The sequence below is a fragment of the Treponema denticola genome, from assembly GCF_024181645.1.
Lineage (GTDB): Bacteria > Spirochaetota > Spirochaetia > Treponematales > Treponemataceae > Treponema_B > Treponema_B denticola_A.
Genome location: NZ_CP058624.1, coordinates 1159323 through 1185425, shown reverse-complemented (window position 1 = coordinate 1185425; position 26103 = coordinate 1159323). Strand labels below are relative to the sequence as shown.

Here is a 26103-nt window from a genome sequence, read left to right as displayed (position 1 = left end):
AACTGCGTATATACATAAAGATATAAGGAGAGAAAGATAAAATGATTGACCCTATAGTTTTAAAAAAACAGATTTTATTTTTAATTTTTACGGGTGTATTGTGCTTGATAAGTTGTAAAACAACTGATAGCCATGCACAAAACGAAATTAAGGTGGAAAAACTTTCTACACAACTTGAGGCGCTAACTCCGGAACGATTGATTGAATTAGGGAAAAAATATCGCGAAGATGGAGATAGTCTAAAGGCTTTGGATTGTTTTAATACCGCTATAAAAATAAATTCCTCTTATGCACCGGCCTATACGTATAGAGGAATGCTCTATATAAGAATAAAAGCATATACTAAGGCATTGGGAGATTTGGAAAAAGCAGTAAAATTAACCCCTGAGCCTAATCCCAGAAAGTCTGAAGATATGATGGCATATGTTCTGTACGGTTTTTGCCATTATGAGCTCGGTAACTATGAGCAGGTAATATTCGTTTTTTCACAAGCAATAGAAATAAACCCATATTATGCAGACGCTTATAATTTTTTGGGACTTGCCTATTTTAATCTGAGACAATACGAGCAAGCATTGAAAGAATATACATCAGCAATACATTTTGGTAAGATCGTGCAGGGATCGCAAGACGCATATTATCTTAATAGAGGTCGTACATATGGTGTTATGGGGGATTATGAAAAGGCAATTGATGACTTTACAAAATCTATAGAACTTAAAGCTGACATTGCCGAAGTGTATGCTGAACGAGGTAATGCCTATAATCTTTTAGAGAAATATGATAAAGCGCTCAATGATTTTACTCAGGCGTTAATATTGGAAAGTCGTCTTACAGCTGCATATATTGGCTGTGGGATGGTGTATTACAATATGGGAAAATATGAAGAATCGGTTTTTTCGTTTACAAAAGCCGAAAAAATATATCCGTCCGTTTATATCTATGTGGGACGTGGTATGGCATTAACTTACTTAGCAAAATATGAAGCAGCAATACAGGATTTTAATCAGGCATTAAAATTAAAACCGATGGATGAGAAGATCCATAAAATGCGTGGGATAGCGTATTTAAATTGGGGAAAATATCGAGAAGCGATAAATGATTTTGATGAAAGCATAAAATTAGAACCTAATGATTTGCAGACGCGGCAAGGCAGAGACGAAGCGTATAAGGCATTAAATTCAAATATGACAGACTATACATTTATCATGCCTCCGAGGAAATTGCATGAGAATCCGATTCAGCAAACTGTCAAGAATGCAAAAAAATTAGAAGGAAATGAAAAGTAGTTATTGTAGTGTACAGCCCAACTATCTCACCCTATGGACAGCGATTTAAAGGGATAGCGGAACTCTGAAAAATTAAACAAAATGATAAAACCTATTGAATATGTTATAAGTAGTTTTACTGATAAACTGTTACATAGTTTTTTCGATAAAATGTTAGGAGAATGATATATGGTTGTACAAGTTAATCCGTTTCTTGGAATTTCAATATTTATATATTTCATATCGGGCGCGATAATGAGATTTTATTTGCAGATAAAAGGAGGACGGCTGATCTCAAAAAAATTAAATTGCTTGGAATCCTTAGGCATCGATAAAATTTTATTGTTTATACCTGAATTCGTCCCTTTGTCGGTATTAAAACCAATATATGAAGGGCTTTCAATTTTCGATACCGAAAAATATGAATTGGAAGACTATATAAAAATGTTAAAAATATACCGCAGAATATATGTTGTACCGTGTTTTATAGGCGGTAGTATTACTTTGTTATATACGTTCATAAGAGCATTTTCATAGGAGGATTATGAATTACGAAAAAGTTAATGCGAAGGCTTGTCTTATTGCCTCCGTTTTCCTTGGAATAGTTTATGTTTTGATTTTTTATTTTTTCCCTTCCGCAAAAGAAAATATGAAATATAAGAATATTGATTTTTCGGAATTAGTTCATGCTTTAAAAATTCTTTACTTATGTTTATTTGGTTTGGGAGTTTCTTTTTATAAGTTCAGTTTTAAACTTTTAAGAACAAAAATTGAGAATATATATCCTAAACTTATAAAATTTTTACTGACGGTCTTTAAAATATTGCTTTATATAACTTCTTTTCTTTTATCAAAAACATATATTTCTATTTTTGATCCTAAACCAAAATGTATTTTTTTTGTTATTCATATTTTATTTTTAATTGTGGGTATTGTGCAAAATATTATAACGGAAGCTGTTTTTGATTTCCATTCGGATAACTATAATCATCCATATTTGCAGTTAATTTTAGGAAAATTTATTTTTATATTATGTGCTTTGCCTCTTTATGTTGACTTTCTTGGAGGTGTTTATTTATTATTATCTTTATTTTAAATTATTATGAATAGTTGGTGTGCTAAAGAAAAATTATGTTAGATTATAAATATAAACAGTTGTATATATACATCTTCTCGGACAGCGATTGAAGTGTTACATGCAGTGAGGCAAAGCCGAACTTCCAGCCAAATCATTTTTGCGGTGTGTTTAAGCAAAAAGCAAGCTCTGACCGGAGGGAAGAGCCTTGCCCGTGAAGACAAATGCAGCAAAAAGATTGGAGCGGTATTGGTGCAGCAAGCCGATAGGCGCAGCTTCAAAGCAAGCGCGGTGCCGATACTTGCTTATTTTTATATTTTGTGCAATAATAAAAACTACAAGAAAGCTTCGGAATTCTTAAGGGCAAGGTGCTATGAAAGAACAGGTTTTGATGAATTACAGTAGGAAAATAATTAAAATGAAGATTAGTTATTATTGTTTACAGAACATTAATTTCTTAATGGTGGCAAGATAGTTGCAGGTGCTGTAATAAACCCTAATGAGATAGTTCAAGGCAAGAATATCTTGATGATTTCAAAGATATAGGAATAGGAGAGATGGACAATAAGCATATATATCATCATAGAGGAATGCCGCTTGGAATCGATGAAATAGGATTAACTTATGAAAAAGAAAATGATTAGAATTATTTTATTATTATTTTTATTACCCTTCTCATGTACATTTTATTTTTTGGAATATAAAATATATCATACTATTGGAAATACTGCATTTACATTTTGGAATGTGCCAACCGGTTATTGCTATATTATACCCTATAAATATAAAAGAATATTATTACCTAAAAAAGATTATATTAGAGTGCGTATGGGAGATATAGTTAGTGTATTTGTTGGAGATGATACCGTGTATGTTTTTTCACATCATGTTAATATATTTCCGCATAACTATCTTAGTTCAGATGAAAGCAAATATAAAGTATTTGGCGATAAATCTCCTGATAATAATGGATAATGGCAGGGCCGAAGCCTGGGAATATTGTAAAAAGATGAACTATCCGAATATTGTAATAAATACATATGATATAAATACTTCTGAGATGAACTCAGATAAAATTGATTTTTAGTAATTATGGAATGATAAATGAAGAAGAAAATAGTTTTTAGAATTATTGGTTTACTATTGATTTTATTACCTTTCTCATGTACTTTTTATCTTTTGGAGTATAAATTTTATTATACAGTTGAAGATGTTACTTTTACATTTTGGAATACATCTAATGGTTGTTATATTATGCCATATAAGTATACAGGTTTATTATTTCCTAAAGATAACTATTTGATAGTATCTCCATTAGATTATATTGATATATTTGTCGGAGATGATATTATCTATGTTTTTTCACAAGATTCTTCTCACAACAGGAGCTATTTGACCTTTAGTTCAGATGAAGGCAAATATAAAGTATTTGCTGATAGTAATACTGATAATGATAGATTTGCAGCTTGGGAATACTGTAAAAAAATGAAATATCCGAATATTCAAATCTATATATTCGGAATGCGTATTAAAAATGATAAACCGGCTGAATTTGATTTTAATTTTTGTATTAGTTTTTTACAATTGCCGTTACATTTTTTTATTATAAGTATGAGAAAACCCAAAGTTTTTTTTGATTGGTTAATTATATCATATATTTTTTTTGGAAGAACCTTATTAGGCTATGTAAAACAAAACTATGAAAGCAAAACTTTACTTTTACCCACAACCCAACTATCTCCCCCGGACAGCGATTGAAAGGGAGCAAAAGCAATTTATAAAAATTGCTTTTGCTGTACATCTTTCCGCAGTAATTCCTGCGGAAAGATACCGAAGCGATAGCGGAGCCCTGAAAAGCACGGTGCCGATACTTGCTTATTTGTATATTTTGTGCAATAATAAAAGCTATGATAAAGCTTCGGAATTCTTAATGGCAAGATGTCTAAAATTATATGGAAGATTTTATGGGTAATTTTATATTATTTATGTTTATTTTTGTTATGGTGAATTTAGGATCGATTGCAAAATCGGCGCTTTTGCATAATGAATCTTGGAATGAAATAATAAGGACAAATATAATTCTAAGTATAATTATGATTTTATGGTATTGGCCTGCCGTATATGACATAGAACTGAATATTTTCTTATTTTTATTTTCTTGCTTTGTATTTGGTGTAATGATGATAGTACTATGTATTATTAAGAAAAAATATGAAAAACACCGAGAAGGAGTGAATGAAGATCTTTTTTTAGTTGGCGGTGTATTTATCTTTACAATTGTAAAGTATATATTTAAAATAAAATTAGTTGATTGTTTTTAATAAATATATTGTAAGTGGAATCATAAATGACTAGATGTATTAGATATTTTGATAAAATTTCTGAAGAATATGTAGGTATGTTAAGTAAATTTTTAAAGATAATATATTACCAAATCCTATTATTGAGGCTTGGTATAATGCTAGTGAAAAAACTGAGTCGATTAATGATTATGCAGCAAATCAGATAGAGCATTATTATAAAACAGGAGAAATTGAGTAAAAATGAAAAATTTTTTTTTAATTTTGTTTTTTATTTTAATAATTATGGAAGTTAATGCAATGTTTTCTGGAATTATTTTTTGGGATATATCTATTAAAGATTCTGATATTAAAAAATTAGATAAGAATGATATTGTTATGTGTTTAAAAGAGAAAATAAATATAATTTATGCAATAGAGGAATCAAAAATATTATCATATTTTTATGATAAGCATTGCATAGAAGTTAATTGTGATGTTAACCTCGAAGATTTGAAAGCTAATATGAAGGGATTTAATGACTTATTATTTTCATTTGTTGTTGATGATATGATTGTTTTTACTGGTATAAATAGAATTGGAAGACCACCATTAGCTGCAAAAAATATGTATGATGATGAATTTATTAAGTTATTTGAAGTTAGATATATAAATAAATATTATTTAGTTTTTTCTAATACTCCATATTCAGTATTATATAGTATTAAAAGTGTAGCTGATTCTGATAATGGTAAAATTAAAAAAGAATATGCTATATTATATAATTTCTTTATTAAGAGAAAAAAATTAAGAATGCATTTTTCGGAAAATTAGTGCTAAAGTAAAAAATTCTATTATTCAAATTTTATCTCAGAGTTTTTCTTAGGCAAAACTATACCTCAACAAGTTCACGAATTGAATGTTGCCCGGTTTCCATTTGAGTTTTAGAATGTTCCAAAGCTTTTATATTTTTTTCCGAATAAAAAGAATTATCTTGAACAATTTCAAATGGAATTTTACGCTGTATTAAAGTTTGTTTTAAAAATATACGTATCGCAGTTGTCGTATCCATTCCTATTGATTCAAAAAAAGCATCTGCATCCTGTTTTAGAGTTTTATCTACACGTGTCTGTAAAACTGCTGTTTTCATATTTACCTCTTATTATTAATATACTACAAAAGCAATAAAAAAGCAATACTTTTGCATAAATATTTTTCATTAAAAAGTATAAAGAAATTTACTGTGATACAGTGAGACTAATTATAATACCTAGACTTTTTTATAGTTTTAACCTATAATCAATAAAAATACATAAATTAAATACTATATGTACCAGCGGCAAATGTCCCAGTGAGGTATTTTTATGACGAGAAAAAAAATTGTTTTTTGTGTATTATGTTTGTATTGTCTTTTTACTTCTTTGACCTGCAAGAAAGAAGAAAAGCCTAAAACCATTCATGAACTTCAGAAATTAGATTTAAGCCCCAAAAAAAAAGATGAGGACTATGAATTCTTTTGGGGTTTTATAAAAGAAGGCTTTCCATTTACTGAAGTCTTGGAACGCAATGGGGTTGATTTAAAAAAAATAAAAGAAAAGTGGTATCCAAAATTAAAAGACATAGAAACCAAATCCCAATACTTAACATTTTATGACGAACTCTGTGCCGAAATAACTCAAAATAAACCTGTAGGGCATTTATGGGGAATTGCATACGAACAATATAATTCAGTATATAAAAAATTTTATCCATGTGTTAATGAAGACGGTAAAGAAAATGAACTCATTAAAAATTTTTATATGGCGAGACCAACTGGAGCATGGGTTCCTTACATTTGGCAAGATGTCCACGTTATTGATGGTATAATCACAAACATAATCGAGGAAGGTAAAATAGCCTGTCTTAGAATTGATTCATTTTCGATTACCGGTCAAAAAATCTTAAATGATGTAAAAGTTTTTTTAGAAAAAACAAAAGATTATAAGCATTTAATTATTGACATTACAAGAAACGGCGGCGGAAATAGCTATTTTTGGATGTACATTGCCGGTCTTCTTTTAAAAGATGATGCAGCGTTTTATCAGTATGGTTTGTATACCGAAAACAAATACACAAAAGAATTGCTCGAATACGCATTTAAGACCTATAATATAGAAATAATAAATAAAGATAAAATTCCAAATGTGAAAAATGCAAATACTACACATAAAAATGCCTGCAAAAGATGTGAAACTATAAAAAAAGTAGATGGCATTACTAATTCTATAGATGAACGAAAAATATGGCTTTTAGTAAGCAGTAAATCGCATTCTGCGGCAGATCAGTTTGCAGGCTTTTGCCGTCAAACCGGTTTTGCAACGGTGGTAGGAGAAAATACCGCAGGTGCAGGAATGTCTGTAATTGGTCCACTACCGATACCGCTTCCAAAAAGCGGAGCTTTAATTTTATTTGATTCCACTTATGCGCTTAATACGGAAGGAATGTCAAATGCAGAATTTGGTACGGCACCTGATATTCATGTCAAAGACGGACAGGTTCCTATGCAGGCGTGTATGGAAGCAATTCGAGAGTATGATGCGAAAGAAAAAAATTAGTAACATATTAGTAACATATATGGTAGATAAAATTTTAACCGCCTAGACTTTTTTATGATTTTAACCTATAATCAATAAAATTATGAATTTTAAGGCTGGGTTTATGACTTGTAATCAAAGAAAACCTGATTGGTTAAAAATAAAACTTCCTACCGGAGAACTTTCACAAGAAGTGTCGAATACAATAAAAATACATAAATTAAATACTATATGTACCAGCGGCAAATGTCCCAATCAGGGAGAATGTTGGAAGTGCGGAACTGCAACATTTATGATTTGCGGAAATATTTGTACGCGGGCATGTAAATTCTGCAATGTGCCTACCGGTTGCCCCTTGCCCTTAAATCCTAATGAGCCGATGGAAATAGCTCAATCGGTTGAAGCTTTAAAATTAAAACATGTAGTTTTAACCTCGGTAGATAGGGACGATATAAAAGATTTCGGAGCTTCCCACTGGGTAAAGGTTATAAGAGCCGTAAAACAAAAAACACCGAATGTTACTATGGAAGTTTTGATTCCCGATTTTCAAGGCCATGAAGATTTGGTATCGATGATTATCGAAGCAAAACCGGAGGTAATTTCTCATAATCTTGAAACGGTACGCAGGCTTTCTCCCCATGTCAGAAGCAGGGCTACATATAACACCTCTCTCAAAGTTTTAAAACAAATTGCAGACTCCGGCTTGGTATGCAAATCAGGTATTATGTTGGGGCTGGGTGAAACAAGGGCTGAAATTTTAGAAACGATGGACGATTTACGCAAAATAAACTGCAAAGTTATGACCATAGGCCAATACCTCAGACCCTCTGTAAAAAATATTGAGGTTAAAGAATATGTAAGGCCTGAAGTCTTTGAAGAATATAAACAAATAGGCTTGGAAAAAGGCTTTTCTTTTGTGGAAAGCGGCCCCCTTGTTCGTTCCAGTTATCATGCCGAAAAACATGTGTTGAGCTAAATATGACTTACTTTTTTGAAACATACGGCTGTCAGATGAATCAGGCTGAATCCTCATCAATGGAACAGATTCTGCTCGAAAAGGGGTGGACGAATTCATCCGATGCCGAACACTGCGATTTACTCATCATAAATACTTGTTCAGTACGCATAACTGCCGAAAACAGGGTTCTCGGAAGGCTGGGGCATTTTTCAGGCTTGAAAAAAAAGCGGAAATTTTTTGTGCTTTTAATAGGCTGTATGGCTGAAAGGCTTTATACAGAAATACAAAAAGAATTCCCGCTCATCGATTATGTTGTCGGAATGTTTGAACGCAATCTTCTTCCTCAAATTTTTGATGAAATTAAAGCCCGCCTTAAAGATGATAATTATATGGCGGAGTTTACTCATAACAATATCGAAGAAAAACCCGTATCTGGTTATTATTTCGCGCCTCTTTCTCATTCGCCCAAGTCCTTTCAAAGCTATGTGCCCATTATGAACGGATGCAATAATTTTTGCACTTATTGTATTGTGCCCTATGTTCGGGGCAGGGAAGTTTCGCGTCCCGTAAATGAAATATTGCAAGAAATTACCGAGCTTTCATCAAGGGGGGTAAGGGAAATTACCTTGCTCGGCCAAAATGTAAATTCCTATAAAGGAGAAGACGGGGAGGGGAGGGTAATCGATTTTCCAAAACTTTTAAGTCTTATAGCGAAAGAAGCGGATAAAACCGATATTATAAGATGGATACGCTTTATGTCGAGTCATCCTAAGGATATGTCCGATGCCTTAATCGACACAATCGCTGCCGAAAAAAGACTTTGCAAACTTGTTCATCTTCCGGTTCAGCACGGCTCCGATACAATTTTAAAAAGAATGAACAGGGTTTACACGGTTGAACATTATAAGAACAGAATAAAACGTCTAAAAGAAACCATACCCGATATAGCCTTGAGTACCGATATTCTGATGGGCTTCCCCGGTGAAACCGAAGATGATGTAAAGGCTACATTGGATTTGATGCAGGAAATAGAATTCGATTCGGCCTTTATGTATCATTATAATCCGCGTGAAGGAACAAAGGCTTTTAATTATCCTGACAGGATTCCTGAAGAAATAAAAATAGAAAGATTGGGCCGTGTAATCGACTTACAGCTAAAAATTACGGCAAAAAAAATGAAGGCTAAGCTCGGCAAAAAGGTAGACATCTTGGTTGAATCCCATTCGAGAAATGAAAAGTCTGAACTTTTCGGGCACACCGAACAAGGAGAGATGACCGTAATTCAGGGCAATCCTCCCGAATCCTTAATCGGAAATTTTGCCCATGCAGAACTAAAAGAACTAAAAGGAAAAACATTTAGAGCAAATCTTAGATAAAAAAAAGCATGGAGGTTAAATATGCGTAAATATTTTATATCGATTTTTTTTATTTTTTGTGTTTTTGGAATTTATTCTCAAAATTATTCTTTTGAAGTAGGAGATGACATAGTTACTTTTACACAAAAAAATCCGCCGGGATATTTTATCAGTAGAGTTCAACTTATAAAAATGCCTGACGGTTTTCAAGAAATGATCGGCTATAAGGAAGTTATAACAAAAGAAGATACGAAATTTTTGGTATCGGGAAATAAGTTGGTAGGTGTTACCCAATATGTAAACGGAAAAGAAATCTGCCTATATGATATGGTAGGTGACGGAAAAATAGATATTATTTCTCCTTATCCAATTGTACCGGCTTGGTTAATCACGGATTCGGAATACAATAAAAAAAGTTCTAAAAATAACATTGATAAATATTTGGAAGAATTTTATAAGCTTTTTAACGGTAACGAAAACCCATACACAAGTAAAAAGCTAAACAAATTAATCGATAAAACAATGCAAGCAAGTACAGATATAAAAAATGAAAACAGGGATCTTATTTACGGAATATTTTTGTATTATGGACTTCAATCAATAAAAAATCCCTTTCTGGATTTTGCAAATATGAATATGGTTGAAAACACATATAAAGAACGCTTTAATAAGGGAGTGCATCCCTTAATCTACTTATGGATGATAGAAGCTTTGATAAATGTTGGAGCCAATAAAAAAGACTTAGAACCGCTGCTTAATGATATCGTAAATTCATATCCTGATTTTATTCCTTTTCAAGTATATTCTTGGCAGCTGGAAAAGGATAAAAAAGTAAAAGAGAACAAATATAAAAACTTAAAAAATAAATATCCAAAGCATTGGATTGTAAAACAACTATAGAATTTTTATAAACTTGTATACATTTTTATACTAAATTATTAAATAGTGTAGAAATAATAATACATCTTAATAAAAAATATGGCTAACTCTCGACTAAATGGACTCTCACAAAACACCTCTATAAAACTTCCTATAATGTATGTTCTGTCTACTTATTCGAGGGTTTAATTGGAATTAGTATGGTTTTTAAACGTTTCATCTCCTCTTTTCTTTATCTTAAAATTTTGATATACTTTCTCATTATAAGCCCCTTTTTCATTAAAAGGAAAAATTGGAATTTTTATTATGAAGAAAAAGCTTTTATTTTTTTTGATTTTTATAAGTGTACTGCTCTCCGTCTTTATTGCTTCTTGCAGCAATAATAAAGAAAAAGAAATCGTTTATGAAAAAATAAAACCTAAAAGGATTATAAAAAATAATATCCTCATTGTTCTTGGAAAAGATTATTATGAGCGGAAAGATATTTTAAAATATCTTGAAGATGAATATGCTCTTGGGAGTTCCGATTCTCATGTTCAAGTTTTACCCTATTCCGATATGGTAAAAGCGGCTAAACAGCCCCGTCTTAGAATGATTAACGAAAAGATTGAAGAACAAAAAACCACAATACTTATTTCCATAGGTATACCTGAAGGCGGAGGCCGTTACCTGATTCAGGCTGCGGAGAATAATCCTAATATTTCAATAATAAGCCTTTTGCCCATGGACGAAATTCTCCCACTGGAGGCATCCTCGGATATTGTAGTTGATTTTCAAATTCCTAAAGAGATAATGAATGATGAAAAGGATTTTTTGATAAGCGATAATGAGGTTATGCTCTTACTTGTATCGGCAATTTTTGCCGGTGAGGATATAAACGCTCATAACAAAAACATAAAGATTTTTCCGATAGAGGAATTTCAACAGGCTTTTTTTACGGCACAAACAATTTTGGGCAAGGAGCTTTTTCCTAATCATTATACAATTAAACCGTATACTGATTCCGATACGGGACTTCAATCCCATAGATACCTTTTAATTTATAAGGATTTTGATGAAAGTCAGGAAACGGCGGAGGATGAAGAAAACTCAGGAGAAAATGAAACGGAGAATGACGGCATTATAAATCCGGATAAGCTTGAGGGAGGTGCTTAACCGGTGAATTCTTTGGAGTACTTTAATAAAGGGATTTTTGCATCTCCTGAAGCTCTTGAAAAACTAAAATCCGCCGAAAAAGCACGCCTTATTTTAATTTCGGACACACACGGTAATGTAGATACGATAATCGATATTTTAGGCCGCGAGGGAAAAAAATCCGATGCCGTTTTATTTTCGGGAGACGGCCTTGCAGATTTTTTAAATTATATAACGATTTCACAATATGAAAAAGAGCTGATGGAATGTATGCCTCCTGTAGCAGCCCTCGTTATGGGAAATTGCGATTCAAAAAAATATGTTCTAAATTTAGATGCCGGAAAAACGGGAGCGGATTTCGGCTTTAAAAAAAATCCCGAACAATATTTGGAATTTTTTGAATTTATCTTTTTAGAGGCTTGCCATAAAAAGATTCTTTTAACTCACGGGCATGAGTTCTATGTAGATTTTGAATTAAACACCCTTTTAAATTTTGCACGGCAGCAAGAGTGTTCACTTGCAGTTTTCGGCCATACTCATGTACCATTAACTAAAGAAGCAAACGGGATATTTTTGGTAAACCCCGGTTCTGCCACAAGACCGCGAATGGGCTCAAATAAAAGCTATGGAATTTTGACAATGAGCAAAAATGCAAAACCGTCAATGGAATTTAAAAATTTATAAAGCCGATATTTTTTCTTCTTCCAATTGTTTTAAGATTTTTTCATCCAGTTTTATGGAAAGATTTTTTTCATTGGCCGGAAGAACGGTTCCTTTGGGGGCGTTTTTTGCTCTGCGTAAATGTTTTACCTGAGTGGTATACAAATCTGCTTGTCCGTTTTTTCTCGCCTTTGAATAAAAGACTGCGAGGTTTCCGGCCTTAATCAAAACAGACAAAGGTATACTCTTCCCTGCTCTAGCCTTTATAAAAACATATCCGCCTGCATAATCCCTTGTGTGAAGCCAAAGGTCAGCCCCCTTAACAAAATGACGCAAAAGCTCATCATTTTCGGCTGCCGTTCGGCCTACTAAAATAGTCCAACCTTCCGAAAAGAATTTTAAGCCCGGAGCGGTTTTCGTATTTTTCGCTTTTTGTTGTACCGGAATTTTTTCCTTTTGAAGAATTTTTTGAATTAAATAAGGGTTTTCTTCCGTTTTAATTTTTTCTATCTTTTCTTTTAGTTTTTCTATTTCTTTTTCGGCCGATATAATATCTTCTTCCAAGGCCTCTAAACCAGAAACGGCTTTTTTATATTTTTCGTAATAGAGATTTGCATTTTCTTGGGGTGTTTTTAGAGGATCCAAAGTAATATTTATTTTTGCACCGTTTTTTGTGTAATCTTCAAGTTCTATAAATTTCATTCCCTTTTTTATCAGATGAAGGTTTGAAAAAAGCAAATCCCCTGCATTTTTTAAACTTTGAGCATTTAAAAATTCTTCCCTTTTTGTTTTAAGTTTTGATAGAGCTTTTTCGATTTTTAATATTTTAGTTCCGTAAAGGTTTTCGGCTTCGTCCAGCAGGGCTTCTTTTGAAACCTTTGGAGCATTATTAATATACCATTCTTCGACAGCCTCATTAAAAGTTTTTGCTTTGTCATACTCGCGAACACAATAATCTTGTTTTTTTATTTTTTGAGGTTCGGGAGTCACCCAAGTTCCGCCTGAGATTTCGCCCTTCTTGGGTCGGCGATAAAAAGCATCGATTATAAGGTTGTTTTCATCGGTTAAAACTATGTTTGCTGCCCCGCTCCACAGCCTTAAATATAAAAAAAAGCCCCCTGCTCCGCTTGCAATATGAAGTCGTATAATTCTGTCTTCGTTGAGTTGTTCCGCTTTTAGGATTTTCCCGCCCTTGATTCTGGATTTTAAAAGCTCCATAAAGCGCATAGGCTTATCGAATTTAGGAATTTTTTCATGTGTAGAATGAAGCCGGCATACTCCGGCATCAAGAGAAATAAAAAGAGTAAGAGGCTTATCCTTATATAAATAAAAGACCAAGGCTGTATAAGAGGGCTGAATTATTTTTTGAATAAAATAGCCCTCTAATTTTAGCTCTTCAAGAATCAGATCTATTTCTTTATTGTTTAAGGACATTAAAATCCGAATCCTTTTAAAAGATCTTTTACCTTGTTTTCTGCCTCTTTTTGCGCTTCTTTTATTTTTCCTGCGGCAATATCTTTTATACGTTTTTCGGCTTCAGCTTTCTTCTTATCCAATATTTTTTCGTAATTTTTTACGTCATTAAGAAGTTTTTTAGCCTTATTTGCTGCCGACATAAAGGTGTCAATTTCTTTTTTATAAGTTTCTTTTTGTTCATCAAGCCATTTTTGTCCTTGCTTTAAAAGCTCTGCTTTTACTTTTTCAACCTGACGGGCGAATTCTTTTTTTAAGGCTGCCGCTATTTGATTATCTACATCCGTATCTACATCAAGGCTAAACCTTTCTCCCTTATTGATTGTAAGAGTTGTTTTTACGTTTATCTTTTTTATATCGGATAAAATGTTTTGATAGATTTCAAAAACAAAGGCCGGTTCAAATTTTTGAACGGTAAGAACGCTTTTCATGATTTCCATATTTGCATTTATAACTACATCCTTATCTTTAGAAACCTTTACACCGCCTCCGGTTTTTAAGATACCTGTAAGAGAAGGAACGGCATCTGCAGGCGAAGGAATATCCATATCCAAGCCTTCAAATGTAAAATCGGTATCGACGAGCTCATTGGTATAAGAGCGTAAATCGATTATACCCTCTGCTGTTTCTTTTAATTTTCCGTGGGCTGCATTTAAATTAATTGTAAGAGGAATACCGAGTTTATCGTAATCATTAGTTATCGCCTTAGCTCTTCCTCCGATTTCAAAAACATCCTTTTCGGGATGATGACCTGAAAGCGAAATATTCCTTATCAAGAAAGTCGGAACCGAATCCTTACCGAAGATAAAGGTTTTGCCGGGAAGGCGTTCCATAGCCTTCGATTTTTGAGCCAATGTAAGTTCCTTTTCTTGTTTAGGCTGTTTTTGAGAGCTTTGTAAAAGTTCCATTCCTTGAACAAAATAAGGATAATATGTACCAAGAGTATTTACTATAAAAGTGTTTATAAGATCGGCAACCAGTTTTTTTCCGGTATCGATATTGATAGATTTTATTTGCCCTGCAATTTTGTTTAGGCGGTTTAAGTCATTTTTAATTGACTCGCCTGCTTCACGTGCCAGCCGGTCAACATCATTTATATCGTTTTGAACATCATTAAAAAGACGGTTTGCCAAATCAAAATCATCCTGCCCTGTTTTAACAACTTTTTGAATAATTTCGATTAATTCTTGAAGTTGTTTTACATCATTAATATTATTTATGTCTATGGCCATCAGTTTTTGAACAGACTCAACGGTATCTACAACCTGTTTTTCTACATCGTCCTTAGTCTTAATCCATTTTTGAGCCATCGGATCTACGGAATTTATAATTTTCTCGGTAATTTCCGGAGTTTTAAAAGCGGCTTTTTCGCGTTCAAGAATTTTTCTCGGATCTATTTGATCTTGAACGGCTTTTAAACCGCTGTCAACGGATACTTGGGATTGTACTTTTTTAAGTTCGGCATTTATAAGTTCCGTTATGGGGTTAGGCTTCTTATTGGGATCTACAGGTTTTTGTTTTTTTGGAGGCAAGGCTCCGGAAGTTGACCTTTCGGTATTCCATGTAAAACCTTCAATCGCCATATTTTCTGCAACAAATTTTCCTCGGCTTAATTCCAAAAGGTTAAAATAAAAGTCTATATTTTGGATTTCAAATAAATTGCGCATGGGCTCGTTTTTATTTGCAACCTTATATCCTTGGATTCTAAACCTAGTGTTAAACAAGTCGAAGTCTACAAGGCTTACCTCACATTTTGCACCGAAGGCAGCTTCGGAGCCTCCGACTACAATTTTTTTTGCCAATACATTTCTAAAAATATATACAAAGAATAGAACGGCAAAAATGCAGGCCAAAGCACCTAGCACTGCCGGAAAATTTACCCTTCCCTTTTGTCTGCCTATTTCCAAAGCTATTTTGTTTATTCGTTTTAATTGGGTTTTATCGTTTATCTTTGTTTTATCGAATTCGAAATACTCTTTGTTTGTTTTTTCATCAATACTTGAAACTATAAAACCTTGGATAAAATCTTTATCTGCCGGTATGAAAATCTTTTTATAGATTTTTCTATTAAGAGATCTTTTTGTATAACGCTTTTTAAAAAGTTTTTTTACCTTTTCAAGTTTTTTAGCTTCTTTAGCGGCCCTTTTGGCAGCTTTTATTTCATCTTTTTGTAATGATTCGTTATTTTTATCCGTCATATTAAAAATTGTCCTTTATATCAGATATTTTTGTTAAGTGGCGAAGAAGAGGTATCTTACCTAAAAGGCCGACACCCTTTACATTTACAGCAGGCTGCATATATTTTCTATATTTTGCTATTATAATTCTTGTTAAGATGTATACGGGAATATACAGTATAAGTCCCCAAATTATGCCTCCTAAGACCATTGTGTTTGAAAGCTTAAAAAGAGCTACAAAAGGTATGTTTTCTAAGGCGATAAAGATGGGGCGTAAAAATGATAATTGAACAGCCCAAAAACCTATATTGTTTATTAGTACATCCATAAATGGGGTTACAAACCCGAATAAAATAAAAGATATAAAAAAGGCTCCTTTATTTATGCGGATAAAAATAGACAAAAAAAACAAAAACGTAAATGTTAAATTATTTTTAGGTAATATTGCCAAAAAAAGGCCTAAGGCGACGGCATGAGCTATATCACCGGGATGAGCATTTGCATTAATGGCTCTAAAAAATGAAGTTACATATTTTATCATAGAAATACGGTTTTAAACCTCCTCCTTTTCATTTAGTCTATAACATGGAAGCTTTTTTTTCAATAGCATCGGCATATACTTTTAGATATTTTTCCGCAGCTATATTCCATCCGAATTTTTTACCCATGGCCTTGGTTCTCATCTTTTTTATGTGATCTTTTTTATTATACCAAGCATAAGCTGCCCAGCCGACCGTATCGTAAATACTTTGAGGACTTAAGTAATCGAGCACAAAACCCGTACCCTCGCCTGTTTCTTCATTATAGTTTTCTACCGTATCTGCGAGCCCTCCCGTCTTTCGGACTATGGGCAAGGTTCCATAAAGGAGGGAATACATTTGGTTTAAGCCGCATGGTTCATATCTTGAAGGCATCAAGAAAAAGTCGCTTCCGGCTTCGATTAGATGGCTTAATTCTTCATTATAGCCTATATAACATCTAAAATTAGGAAGCCTTTGTGAAAGAAAATTGAGCTCTTTTTCGCACCAAGATTCACCTGAGCCTAAAACAACCATTTGAAGCTTTATATCGGAACATATCTTAAAGGCCGAACCGTACATGGGACCGAACAGTTCTGAAATCCCCTTTTGATCAACCAATCGGCTTATCATGCCGAATACCGGAACTGAAGCATCTATTTCGAGACCGAATCTTTCCTGTAAAACAGCCTTATTTTTTTCTTTTTCTTCAAGGGTTTTAGAATTGTATCGGTAAGGAATATACTCGTCTTTTGACGGATTCCATATTGAGGTATCTACCCCGTTTAAAATTCCTGTCAGTTCTTTTTCCTTGTAACGCAAAATACCGTCCATCCTAAAGCCGAATTCGGGGCGTTTAATTTCTTCCGCATAAGAAGGTGAAACGGTTGTAAGCATATCGGAGGAAACAAGGGCTGCTTTTAAAAAGTTTATTCTATCCCAGTCTTCAAAGCCGGTAGCATAAAAATCGCTCCAATTAAGACCGGTATCGGGAAAGGTATGCTTTGAATAAACACCTTGGTAACCCATATTATGAATGGTAAAAACACTTGCCGTATTTTTAAATTCCGTATTTTTTTCTGTAAAGCGTAAAAGTACGGGTACCAAGCCCGCAGCCCAATCATGGGCATGTACAACGTCGGGAATCCATGCCTGTTTTCGGCAAACTTGAAAAGCTGCATGGGCTAAAAGAGAAAATCTTTTCGTATTATCGGAAAAATCAGGTTCAAAAGCTGAACCGTAAACGCCATCTCTGCCGAAGGCTTGTTCATGGTCTATAAAATAAACCTTTACCTTTGAAGAAGGCAGGTTCGACTCATAAACTCCTACCCAGTGTTCATAAGGACCTAGATGAATAGCCATTGCTCCCGGAATTTGTTTTAAATTTTTTCGATCAATTTTATAATAACGAGGCATTACAATCCTTACATCATGGCCTTTTTTTGCAAGAGCCATCGATAAAGCCGTAACGGCATCAGCCAAACCTCCTACCTTTGCAAAAGGAACAAGTTCGCTTGTAACCATCATTATTTTCATAATCTTCCTCCATAAAAACTTTTCCTACATATAATGATAACATAGTTTTATTGATTTTAAAAGACTATAACTAAAAAGTCGTAACTTTATAATGCAAAATTTTGTTGTTTTACTGACTTACACTTACAAAAGGTCTTTTTTGGGTTTTGTAAGTGCTTGATTTTTTTGGAGGCTTTTATGAAAGATTCTATTATTAAGGGCATAAAACTTATCGGCGTTTTATGTATCGGTTTTGTTTTATTTGGAGCATGCAGTCCTCAAGCAAGCGAAAAGCGTTTTGTAAGCGTTACAGGACGATCTTCTATTTCAAAATCTCCTGATCAGGTTTCAATTTCGTTTTCGGTTTTTTCTAAGGATAGGGACTTATCTGCAGCAAAAAAGAAAAATGATGCGGCAATTTTAAAATTAAAGGAGCTTTTTGAAAAATATAAAATCGAACAAAAAAATATAAGTATTGAACGCGTAAATATTACCCCTCGCTACAGATATAGGGACAACGGTGATGAATATTTTGACAGCTATGAGGTGGTACAAAACATAGCTATTCTTCTTACAAAGATTGAAGATTACGAAGTCTTTTTAACCGACCTTTTAAATACGGGGGTCGATAGAATCTACAATGTAGGCTTTTCGGTTGCCGATATGAGAAAACTAATGGATGAGGCAAGGGCTGAGGCCGTAAAAGCAGCTGAAGAAAAAGCTCTCCTTCTTTGTAAGGCAGCCCCCAACGGCGGAAAACCACTTTCTTTAGGAAAAATAATCAGCATAAGCGAGGAACCTACAGGTATGTTCCAACGAAACTATTATAATTATGCTGCCCAAAATATGAAAGAAGCCGCCGATTATGAGGCAGCAGGCGGAAATTTTTTTCCCATGGGACAGATTGAAGTTTCTGCGGAAATAAGCGTTGTTTTTGAATTAGAATAGTTATATGGGGAAGCTCTGTTGGAGCACAGCTATAAAATATCATCCCATGTCGGATGTATATATTTTTCTTCCGTGCTCATAACAAAGCTTCCCGTTTTGATCGGTATTTTTAGTTTATCGCTTCAAAAACATATCGTTCTTCGTTTGTATTAAAGCTGTAATTATAAGATTTTAAGCCTTCTACAGTAATTTCCTGTTTGCTCGGACCATAGGTAGTAGTAACACTCCTATAAATAATACCGGGCCTCGTTTTAGTAAACGAAGATTCGACGATATGGGTTCCCGGTGTAACATAAAATCCGTTTGAAAGTTTTTCTGTAAAAAATAGCGGGCGCTCTCCGTCAACGCTGTTGACGGAGATTTGCCGGGCAGCACTTGCCAGATAACCGGTTACCGAACTTGTTTTACCGATATACACTTTTACGGCATTGGGATGTTCATTCAGCCAGTTTGTAACCCGTTTCTTTTCATTCTTTGTTTTAAATATTGCAAAGGCAAAATAAGTAATTAAACCTATCGGGATAATGATAAAATAATAGATATTCGAAAAACTTGCATTACTCATGATTGTGTCCATATGTTTGCTCCTTTATGGTTTTCAGCTTAGCCGTTTTATCAGCTGTTGTGTTTTTCCGTTGTATTTTCGGTATCGAGCTTGGCTACGGAATCTCCGGTAATACCTAAGTTTTCCAAAAGCTCATTAAAGTGAGAAATACCGATAAGTTCGCAATCAACCAGCACTTCCTCTTCTCCCGGTCTCGTAAGATACAGTGAACATTCCGTATCGCTTCCGGCAGAAGATCGTCCGTATGTCGAGGTAACGATTTTAGCCCTGACAGCTGTTGTCGCAATATCATATACGTCCGTTTTTTTACCTTTTTTTATGGTCAGCGTTTTATCATCAACCTCTATCGTAATGATATTATTGATAATTACAAGCCAAACATACCCTGCCAAAACGGCAATAAAAACAAGCGCTCTTACTATATTGCTCGGTATAAAAAAACCGACAATAAAGCTTACAATTACGGCAAGAGCTAATCCCATAGCAGCATTTACAAGGACTCTGTAAATCCTTGTCTTATAGGTGTGTTTCATATAAACTCCTAAAAAAAATATTTTGTAATTATAATTATTTACCGGCTTTTGTCAATCTTTTTTTTAAGATGACATCCTTATTTTTTAAAGATAAAATCTCCACAATAAAATCTCCATGCACTCTTGCATAGCTTTTGTATTTTAACTATAATATTCAATTATGGAAAAAATGCAAAGAACCGTAACCTGCGGCGGCTTAAATAAGGATTTTGCAGGAAAAACTGTTGTTTTAAACGGCTGGATTCACCGAAAAAGGGATCACGGCGGTATTACTTTTTTAAATTTACGCGACCGTTACGGTTTGACTCAGGTGGTTGTGGACGATGATGCAAGCGAAGAATTAAAGACCCTTGCAGTAAGCCTCAAGCAGGAATTCTGTATTGCCGTTGAGGGGCTTGTAAGACCCCGCCCCGATTCTATGATAAACAAGGAAATGGCAACGGGAGAAATCGAAGTTAAGGCCTTAAAGATTGAAGTGCTTTCAAAAAGTGAGGTGCTTCCTTTTCAGATTGACGAAAAAACAAATGCAAACGAAGACTTACGGCTTAAATACAGGTATTTGGATCTACGCTCAAAGGCAATGCAGGACCATATTATGTTGCGCTCCAAGTTTACCTTTGCTGTACGCGAATTTTTAACTTCAAAAGATTTTTTGGAAATTGAAACCCCGACATTTATTAAGTCCACGCCGGAAGGAGCCCGCGACTATCTGGTTCCCTCCCGACTTTATCCGGGAAAATTCTATGCCCTACCCCAATCTCCGCAGATTTATAAGCAGATTTTAATGGTATCAGGTTTTGATAAATATTTTCAGATTGCACGCTGCTACCGCGACGAGGATGCCCGAGGCGACAGACAGCCCGAGTTCACTCAAATCGACCTTGAAATGAGCTTTGCTTCACGCGAAGATGTTTTAAGCTTAACCGAAGGGATGATGCAGTATGCTTTTAAAAGGAGCATAAATGTAGATCTTCCGAAAACATTTGAACGCATAAGCTACGATGAAGCTATCGATGTTTACGGCACCGATAAGCCCGATCTTCGTTTTGAAATGAAGATGCAGGATGCCGCCTTTATGGCCGAAATCGGAAACTTTGCAGTTTTCAAAGATGCCCTTTCTTCAGGCGGAGCCGTTAAGGCCTTGGTCGTAAAAGGACAGGCTGAAGCCTATAGCCGCAAAAAAATTGAAGAGCTTGAAGCCGCAGCCAAAATATACAAGGCAAAGGGCTTGGCTTGGATTAAGGTAACGGAAGGCGGTGCAAAACTTGAAGGCGGTATTTCCAAATTCTTTGAAGGAAAGGAAGCGGAAATTTGCTCAAAACTCGGAGCCGAAAAAGGCGACTTAATTCTTTTTGTAGCCGATAAGTACAAGATTGCCTGTACGGCCTTGGGCGCCGTCAGAAGCAAACTCGGAAAGGACTTAGGCCTTTTAAACCCTGCCGAATTTAAATTTGCTTGGATTGTGGACTTCCCACTCTTTGAATGGAACGAGGAAGAAAACAAATGGGATCCGGCTCATCACATGTTCTCGGCTCCTCAAGAAAAATATCTTGCAACAATGGAAGAAAATCCTGAACCCGTAAAAGGCGATCTTTATGATCTGGTCTTAAACGGATATGAGGTAGCCTCCGGCTCCATAAGAATCCATAATCCAGAACTGCAAAAGCGTATCTTTAAGATTGTCGGCTTTGACGAAAGCGAGGCGGAAAAGAAGTTCGGCTTTTTAACGGAAGCCTTTAAATACGGTGCCCCGCCACACGGCGGCATTGCTCCGGGACTTGACCGCATAGTGATGATCATGGCAGGCGAAACCTCGATAAAAGAAGTAATTGCCTTCCCGAAAAACTCCTTTGCAGTAAGCCCCATGGACGACAGCCCCAGCGAAGTAGACCAAAAGCAGCTGGATGAACTCCATTTGGCGATTAAGGGATAATGACTTTAGATGAATAAAAAAAACTGCATCGTTTTGTTTTCTATTTTTTTTATATACCTTAATTTGCATGCAAATGCGGGTGTACCGATGATAGCTATTGTTTTTCCGGAAATGATTTTATCGCTTGTTCCGGTAATTTTAATAGAAATTGCCGTACTTATAAAGAGGTTGAAGATAAATAAACAGAAAACAGTATTAGCTGTTGTTGCAGGCAACTTGTATTCTACATTATTCGGTATTCCCTTGACATGGATAATTCTTGTTGTTATTCAAGTGATTACAGGCGGCGATAGAGGGATATACAATATCGGAATTCTACTGAGAAATATTTTGTCAGTTACATGGCAGGCACCATGGCTTATGCCGTCTAATGCTTTGTATTGGCAGATTCCGGCAGCTGCACTGTTTTTGCTTATACCGTTTTTCTTTGCTTCATGGCTTATGGAAACTTGGCTTGAAATGATTATTTTGAAAAAAGAAATTTCGGACAAAAAATATTTTAAACGCAGTATTTTCTTTGCAAACCTTTTCAGCTATTTATTTCTTGCTGCCGCCTCAGTTGCCTTTTTGATTTGGAATATAAACACAAGATATTTTACATAAAGGACTTTAAATGAAAAACATTATTTTGACCGGGGATAGACCCACAGGAAAACTTCATATAGGGCACTATGTAGGCTCCTTAAAAAACAGGGTGGCCTTGCAGAATTCGGGTAAATACGATGAAATTTATATTATGATTGCCGATGCTCAGGCTACAACCGACAATGCGGATAATCTTGAAAAAGTGCGTACAAGCGTTATCGAAGTGGCTTTGGATTATCTTGCCTGCGGAATAGACCCTCAAAAATCGACAATCCTCGTGCAGACTCAAATACCGGAACTTTGCGAGCTTACCTTTTATTATATGAATCTTGTTACCCTGGCCCGCCTCGAACGAAACCCTACGGTAAAAAATGAGATTAAGCTGAGAGGTTTTAACACAGGTGCCAACGCCGGCGGAAACACCGGTATTCCTGTAGGATTTTTAACCTACCCTATAAGTCAGGCTGCCGATATTACGGCCTTTTTGGCAAATACGGTTCCTGTAGGCGAAGACCAGATGCCGATGATTGAGCAAACGCGCGAGATAGTCCGCTCCTTTAATTCTCTTTACGGGGAAACCTTGGTAGAGCCCAAGGAGCTTTTACCTGCAAACAAAACATGCGGACGGCTTCCCGGAACCGATGGAAGGGCTAAAATGAGTAAGTCGCTCGGCAACTGTATTTATATTTCGGACAGCCCCGAAGAAATCAAAAAGAAGGTAATGGGAATGTTTACAGACCCGAATCACCTCCGTGTTGAAGATCCCGGGAAGGTTGAAGGGAATCCGGTATTTACCTATCTCGATGCCTTTGCCCGAAATGAGTACTTCTCTGAGTTTTGGAGCGATTATTCATGCTTGAATGAGGTTAAGGAGCATTACCAAAAGGGCGGTCTAGGCGATGTAAAAATTAAAAAATTTTTGAACAATATTTTACAGGAAGAACTTAGGCCAATCAGGGAAAAAAGAGAGGCTTTTCAAAAAGACCTCCCTTCCGTTTATCAAATCCTGATTGAAGGCACCAAAAAAGCAAGGGAAAAAGCCGCAGCTACAACTCATTCTGTCCGCTCTGCAATGAAAATAAACTATTTTGAAGGAATGTGACACATAAGCAAAGCTGATGACAAGTTTTAATTAAATAAAACTAAAACATCTCCATTTTCCCCTTGAATTTTATGTGTTTGTATGATAATATCTTAAACATTGGAGGAAGGAAACTATATGGCAAATGCAGGAGGCCTTAATAAAAAGGCCAAGGTCGAAAATGATGACCTTTTAAAATTAGTTACATTCCAACTCGGAGAAGAACTTTACGGTGTAGAAATCATGGATGTTGACCAAATAGTCAGGGTTCAAGATGTAAGACCTATTCCAAATGCTCCGTATTATGTTGAAGGAATTTTTAACCTACGAAGCGAAATTATTCCGGTAATAAGTCTTCACAAGAGATTTCACATAAAAAAGGCTTCTTTGGATGAAGGCGATGAGTTTTTGGGCGGCTTTATAATCATAAAGGTTGAAAACAACAAAATCGGTATTATAATCGATAGAGTAGCCCGTGTTGTTGATGTAAAAAAAGATGAAGTACAGCCTCCGCCCCAAATGATTGCAGGTATCGGGGCCGAGTACATTAACGGCGTTGTCCGCCGAGATCCCGGTTACCTAATAATCTTGGATATTCACAGGCTCTTTAATCCGAAAGAATTACAGAAAATTACGAATTTATAAAAATTATGAAAATACCCGTTTACAGTTCCACTATAAGACGCTCCGAAATGGATGCTGTTCTTACATGTATGGTCGAGGAAAAAATAGGCCCCGGCGAGATGAACCAAAAACTTATCAAGCAGGTTTGCGAGGTCTTTCAAACAGCCGGAGCCGCTGCATTTAGAAGCCCGGCCATAGCTTTAAACTATGCTTTAAAGGCCTTAAACCTTGAAAACGAAGCATCGGTTATTATCTCAAGCCTTGCACCCTCTTGGCAATATGTAGAATTAAACCGCCAAGGATATAAGCCGATTGTGCTTGATGTAGAAGCCGATTCCGTTTTTCCTTCCTTTGAGAGCATTGAAAATGCGGTTCAGGCAGGCGGAAGAGTTCTTGTCCTACATGAAACCTTGGGCTTTTTACCTGATATGGAAAAGATATTAAGCTTAAACATTCCCGTAATAGAGGATATTTCTCAAAGTGCAGGAGCTGCCTACAAGGAAAAATATGCCGGCAGTATGGGAGTCTTTTCGATTTTGGGACTGGAAGAAAAGGATATTCTGACAGGCGGAGGAGGAGCCGTATTACTTGCTCCCGAAAGGCGGAATGCAGTAGTCTTAAAAAAACTTTATGACGAATCCCCCCTTACAGACCAATTACCCGACATAAATGCGTCCTTGGCCTTTGTTCAGTTGAAGCAGATGGCAAAAAACATGGAGCAGCGAAAGGAAATGCAAGAGTCCTATATCCGCTCTTTGATGCAGGGAAAACATAAAACGATAGCTCAAAAGGAAGATACGATAAATCCTGTTTATTCTTTTCCGGTTATTTTAAATTCGGGAGTTTCGGATGTACAAAAATATGCTGCAAAAAAGGATATAGACATAGAGCTTGCTTTTAAAAATTCTACCGTCGAATACTTAAAAGAAAGTCAAGAAGGTTTTATAAATGCATCTTCTCTTTTATTAAGATGTGTGCTTTTTCCTCTTTATCCGCGATTGGGTGCAAAAAAATCGGCCGAGATTGCAAGAGTTTTAGCTACCCTGCCCTAATTTCTTTTATAAAATTAGGCCGAGCTTTTAAGGAGGAATTTTGAAAAAAGCCCTTATAGTTTTAAGTATCGAAAAACCCAATGCAAAAAAGATTTGTAAAGAAATCGAAGCTTTTTTATCGGCAAAGGGAATCGATTCTTTTGTATATAAATATGACGGCATCTCCCATTCTCCCGAATTAAATGAAGACTATGACCTTGCAATAAGCCTTGGCGGAGACGGTACGGTTTTATTTACTGCCCGTTACAGTGCGCCGCGGCACATCCCCGTTTTTCCGATAAATTTAGGACGGTTCGGTTTTATAGCAAATATTGAACCTAAAGAATGGGAAGGAGAACTTTTACATCTCTTAAATGGCGAACAAGCCTTACATAAAAGAATGCTTCTTTCAGCTTCCATAAATCGGAAAAATAAAGAAATTGTAAAATATGAGGCTTTAAACGATGCCGTTGTTTCAGGTTCGGGCATAGCAAAGCTGATAAACTTGGATATTTCCTTTAACGGAATTTCTTTCGGTGTTTTTAGAGCTGACGGGGTAATCGTTTCCACTCCTACAGGCTCAACTGCCTACTCGGCAGCTTCAGGAGGGCCGATCTTAGATCCTGATGTATCGGCCTTTGTTTTAACCCCTATTTCTCCTTTTTCTTTATCGAACCGCCCCTTGGTTCTTCCATCGTCGGGTCAAATGAAGATAAAAATTCTTCCTGCAAGAGTGAAAGATATTATAGTTTCTATTGACGGACAGGAGATGGTTTCTTTACAAGAAGATGATGAGATTATAATAAGCGAATCTCCCAATAAGGTAAAAATGGCAGGCTGTTCTCCCGATAATTTTTACAAGGCCCTGCGCTCAAAGCTTGGCTGGTCGGGTTCTTCATCGCCCAAACTGAACTGATGCAAAAATTGAATTGATTGACA

At 35.4% G+C, this 26103-nt stretch carries 26 protein-coding genes; 19 read left to right on the top strand and 7 right to left on the bottom strand.

The window, feature by feature from the left end:
- The first annotated feature begins 41 nt into the window (after nt 1-41).
- From HO345_RS05615 to HO345_RS05590, 6 genes are all read left to right on the top strand, one after another.
- Nucleotides 42-1289 (top strand): tetratricopeptide repeat protein, encoded by a 1248-nt coding sequence (locus HO345_RS05615; RefSeq protein ID WP_253684428.1) that lies wholly within the window; start codon nt 42-44, stop codon nt 1287-1289.
- A 523-nt stretch (nt 1290-1812) separates the two neighbouring features.
- Nucleotides 1813-2364, top strand: a complete 552-nt coding sequence (locus HO345_RS05610; protein WP_253684427.1) for a hypothetical protein — start codon at nt 1813-1815, stop codon at nt 2362-2364.
- Nucleotides 2365-2967: 603 nt separating this feature from the next.
- Nucleotides 2968-3318, top strand: coding sequence for a hypothetical protein (locus tag HO345_RS05605; RefSeq protein WP_253684426.1), 351 nt, complete (start codon nt 2968-2970; stop codon nt 3316-3318).
- Between the two features lie 129 nt (nt 3319-3447).
- The gene (locus tag HO345_RS05600; protein ID WP_253684425.1) at nt 3448-4101 is read left to right on the top strand and encodes a hypothetical protein; all 654 of its coding nucleotides are present in this window, start codon (nt 3448-3450) and stop codon (nt 4099-4101) included.
- Between the two features lie 194 nt (nt 4102-4295).
- Nucleotides 4296-4664 (top strand): hypothetical protein, encoded by a 369-nt coding sequence (locus tag HO345_RS05595; protein ID WP_252508026.1) that lies wholly within the window; start codon nt 4296-4298, stop codon nt 4662-4664.
- Between the two features lie 222 nt (nt 4665-4886).
- On the top strand, nt 4887-5456 hold the full coding sequence (locus tag HO345_RS05590; protein ID WP_002671147.1) for a hypothetical protein: 570 nt from the start codon (nt 4887-4889) through the stop codon (nt 5454-5456).
- Nucleotides 5457-5514: 58 nt separating this feature from the next.
- Here HO345_RS05590 and HO345_RS05585 read toward each other — a convergent pair whose 3' ends face one another.
- Nucleotides 5515-5772, bottom strand: a complete 258-nt coding sequence (locus HO345_RS05585; RefSeq protein WP_002669190.1) for a type II toxin-antitoxin system RelB/DinJ family antitoxin — start codon at nt 5770-5772, stop codon at nt 5515-5517.
- Between the two features lie 214 nt (nt 5773-5986).
- Between HO345_RS05585 and HO345_RS05580 the strand changes: the two genes are divergently transcribed.
- The 6 genes from HO345_RS05580 (at nt 5987) to HO345_RS05555 (ending at nt 12205) form a co-directional block, all read left to right on the top strand.
- The gene (locus HO345_RS05580; RefSeq protein ID WP_253684424.1) at nt 5987-7216 is read left to right on the top strand and encodes a S41 family peptidase; all 1230 of its coding nucleotides are present in this window, start codon (nt 5987-5989) and stop codon (nt 7214-7216) included.
- 103 nt (nt 7217-7319) lie between these two features.
- Entirely contained in the window at nt 7320-8171 is an 852-nt protein-coding gene (gene lipA, locus HO345_RS05575; protein WP_253684423.1) for a lipoyl synthase, read from the top strand.
- 2 nt (nt 8172-8173) lie between these two features.
- On the top strand, nt 8174-9529 hold the full coding sequence (gene miaB / locus HO345_RS05570; RefSeq protein ID WP_253684422.1) for a tRNA (N6-isopentenyl adenosine(37)-C2)-methylthiotransferase MiaB: 1356 nt from the start codon (nt 8174-8176) through the stop codon (nt 9527-9529).
- A gap of 21 nt (nt 9530-9550) precedes the next feature.
- A complete protein-coding gene (locus HO345_RS05565) occupies nt 9551-10408 on the top strand; it encodes a hypothetical protein (RefSeq protein ID WP_253684421.1) in 858 nt (285 codons plus the stop codon).
- A gap of 285 nt (nt 10409-10693) precedes the next feature.
- Nucleotides 10694-11542, top strand: coding sequence for a hypothetical protein (locus HO345_RS05560; RefSeq protein ID WP_253684420.1), 849 nt, complete (start codon nt 10694-10696; stop codon nt 11540-11542).
- Between the two features lie 3 nt (nt 11543-11545).
- Nucleotides 11546-12205, top strand: a complete 660-nt coding sequence (locus HO345_RS05555) for a metallophosphoesterase (protein WP_253684419.1) — start codon at nt 11546-11548, stop codon at nt 12203-12205.
- Here the strand turns inward: HO345_RS05555 and HO345_RS05550 are convergent.
- Genes HO345_RS05550 through glgA form a run of 4 tightly spaced genes read right to left on the bottom strand, consistent with a single transcriptional unit; the run spans nt 12200 to nt 17885 of the window.
- A complete protein-coding gene (locus HO345_RS05550; RefSeq protein ID WP_253684418.1) occupies nt 12200-13615 on the bottom strand; it encodes an NFACT RNA binding domain-containing protein in 1416 nt (471 codons plus the stop codon). The two genes, HO345_RS05555 and HO345_RS05550, sit on opposite strands and share 6 nt — an antisense overlap.
- Entirely contained in the window at nt 13615-15852 is a 2238-nt protein-coding gene (locus HO345_RS05545) for a TIGR03545 family protein (RefSeq protein ID WP_253684417.1), read from the bottom strand. The genes HO345_RS05550 and HO345_RS05545 overlap by 1 nt, the downstream gene beginning before the upstream one ends.
- A gap of 1 nt (nt 15853) precedes the next feature.
- Nucleotides 15854-16372 carry a DUF2062 domain-containing protein gene (locus HO345_RS05540; protein ID WP_253684416.1) on the bottom strand — a complete coding sequence of 173 codons (519 nt, stop codon included), beginning with the start codon at nt 16370-16372 and terminating at the stop codon, nt 15854-15856.
- 37 nt (nt 16373-16409) lie between these two features.
- Entirely contained in the window at nt 16410-17885 is a 1476-nt protein-coding gene (gene glgA, locus HO345_RS05535; protein WP_253684415.1) for a glycogen synthase GlgA, read from the bottom strand.
- Between the two features lie 177 nt (nt 17886-18062).
- Between glgA and HO345_RS05530 the strand changes: the two genes are divergently transcribed.
- Nucleotides 18063-18812, top strand: a complete 750-nt coding sequence (locus tag HO345_RS05530; RefSeq protein WP_253684414.1) for an SIMPL domain-containing protein — start codon at nt 18063-18065, stop codon at nt 18810-18812.
- 109 nt (nt 18813-18921) lie between these two features.
- On the opposite strand, the gene HO345_RS05525 is transcribed toward HO345_RS05530, so the two are convergent.
- Nucleotides 18922-19389 carry a hypothetical protein gene (locus HO345_RS05525; protein ID WP_253684413.1) on the bottom strand — a complete coding sequence of 156 codons (468 nt, stop codon included), beginning with the start codon at nt 19387-19389 and terminating at the stop codon, nt 18922-18924.
- A 38-nt stretch (nt 19390-19427) separates the two neighbouring features.
- Nucleotides 19428-19910 (bottom strand): hypothetical protein, encoded by a 483-nt coding sequence (locus tag HO345_RS05520; protein WP_253684412.1) that lies wholly within the window; start codon nt 19908-19910, stop codon nt 19428-19430.
- Nucleotides 19911-20079: 169 nt separating this feature from the next.
- Between HO345_RS05520 and aspS the strand changes: the two genes are divergently transcribed.
- The 6 genes from aspS (at nt 20080) to HO345_RS05490 (ending at nt 26080) form a co-directional block, all read left to right on the top strand.
- Nucleotides 20080-21843, top strand: coding sequence for an aspartate--tRNA ligase (gene aspS / locus HO345_RS05515; protein ID WP_253684589.1), 1764 nt, complete (start codon nt 20080-20082; stop codon nt 21841-21843).
- A 9-nt stretch (nt 21844-21852) separates the two neighbouring features.
- On the top strand, nt 21853-22446 hold the full coding sequence (locus HO345_RS05510; protein WP_253684411.1) for a hypothetical protein: 594 nt from the start codon (nt 21853-21855) through the stop codon (nt 22444-22446).
- Nucleotides 22447-22456: 10 nt separating this feature from the next.
- Entirely contained in the window at nt 22457-23530 is a 1074-nt protein-coding gene (trpS, locus tag HO345_RS05505) for a tryptophan--tRNA ligase (RefSeq protein WP_253684410.1), read from the top strand.
- Between the two features lie 117 nt (nt 23531-23647).
- Complete coding sequence (locus tag HO345_RS05500; RefSeq protein WP_253684409.1) at nt 23648-24154, top strand: chemotaxis protein CheW; 507 nt, start codon at nt 23648-23650, stop codon at nt 24152-24154.
- 5 nt (nt 24155-24159) lie between these two features.
- Nucleotides 24160-25185: a DegT/DnrJ/EryC1/StrS family aminotransferase gene (locus HO345_RS05495; RefSeq protein WP_253684408.1), complete on the top strand. Its 1026-nt coding sequence runs from the start codon at nt 24160-24162 to the stop codon at nt 25183-25185.
- A gap of 40 nt (nt 25186-25225) precedes the next feature.
- Nucleotides 25226-26080 carry an NAD(+)/NADH kinase gene (locus HO345_RS05490; RefSeq protein WP_253684407.1) on the top strand — a complete coding sequence of 285 codons (855 nt, stop codon included), beginning with the start codon at nt 25226-25228 and terminating at the stop codon, nt 26078-26080.
- Nucleotides 26081-26103 lie beyond the last annotated feature (23 nt).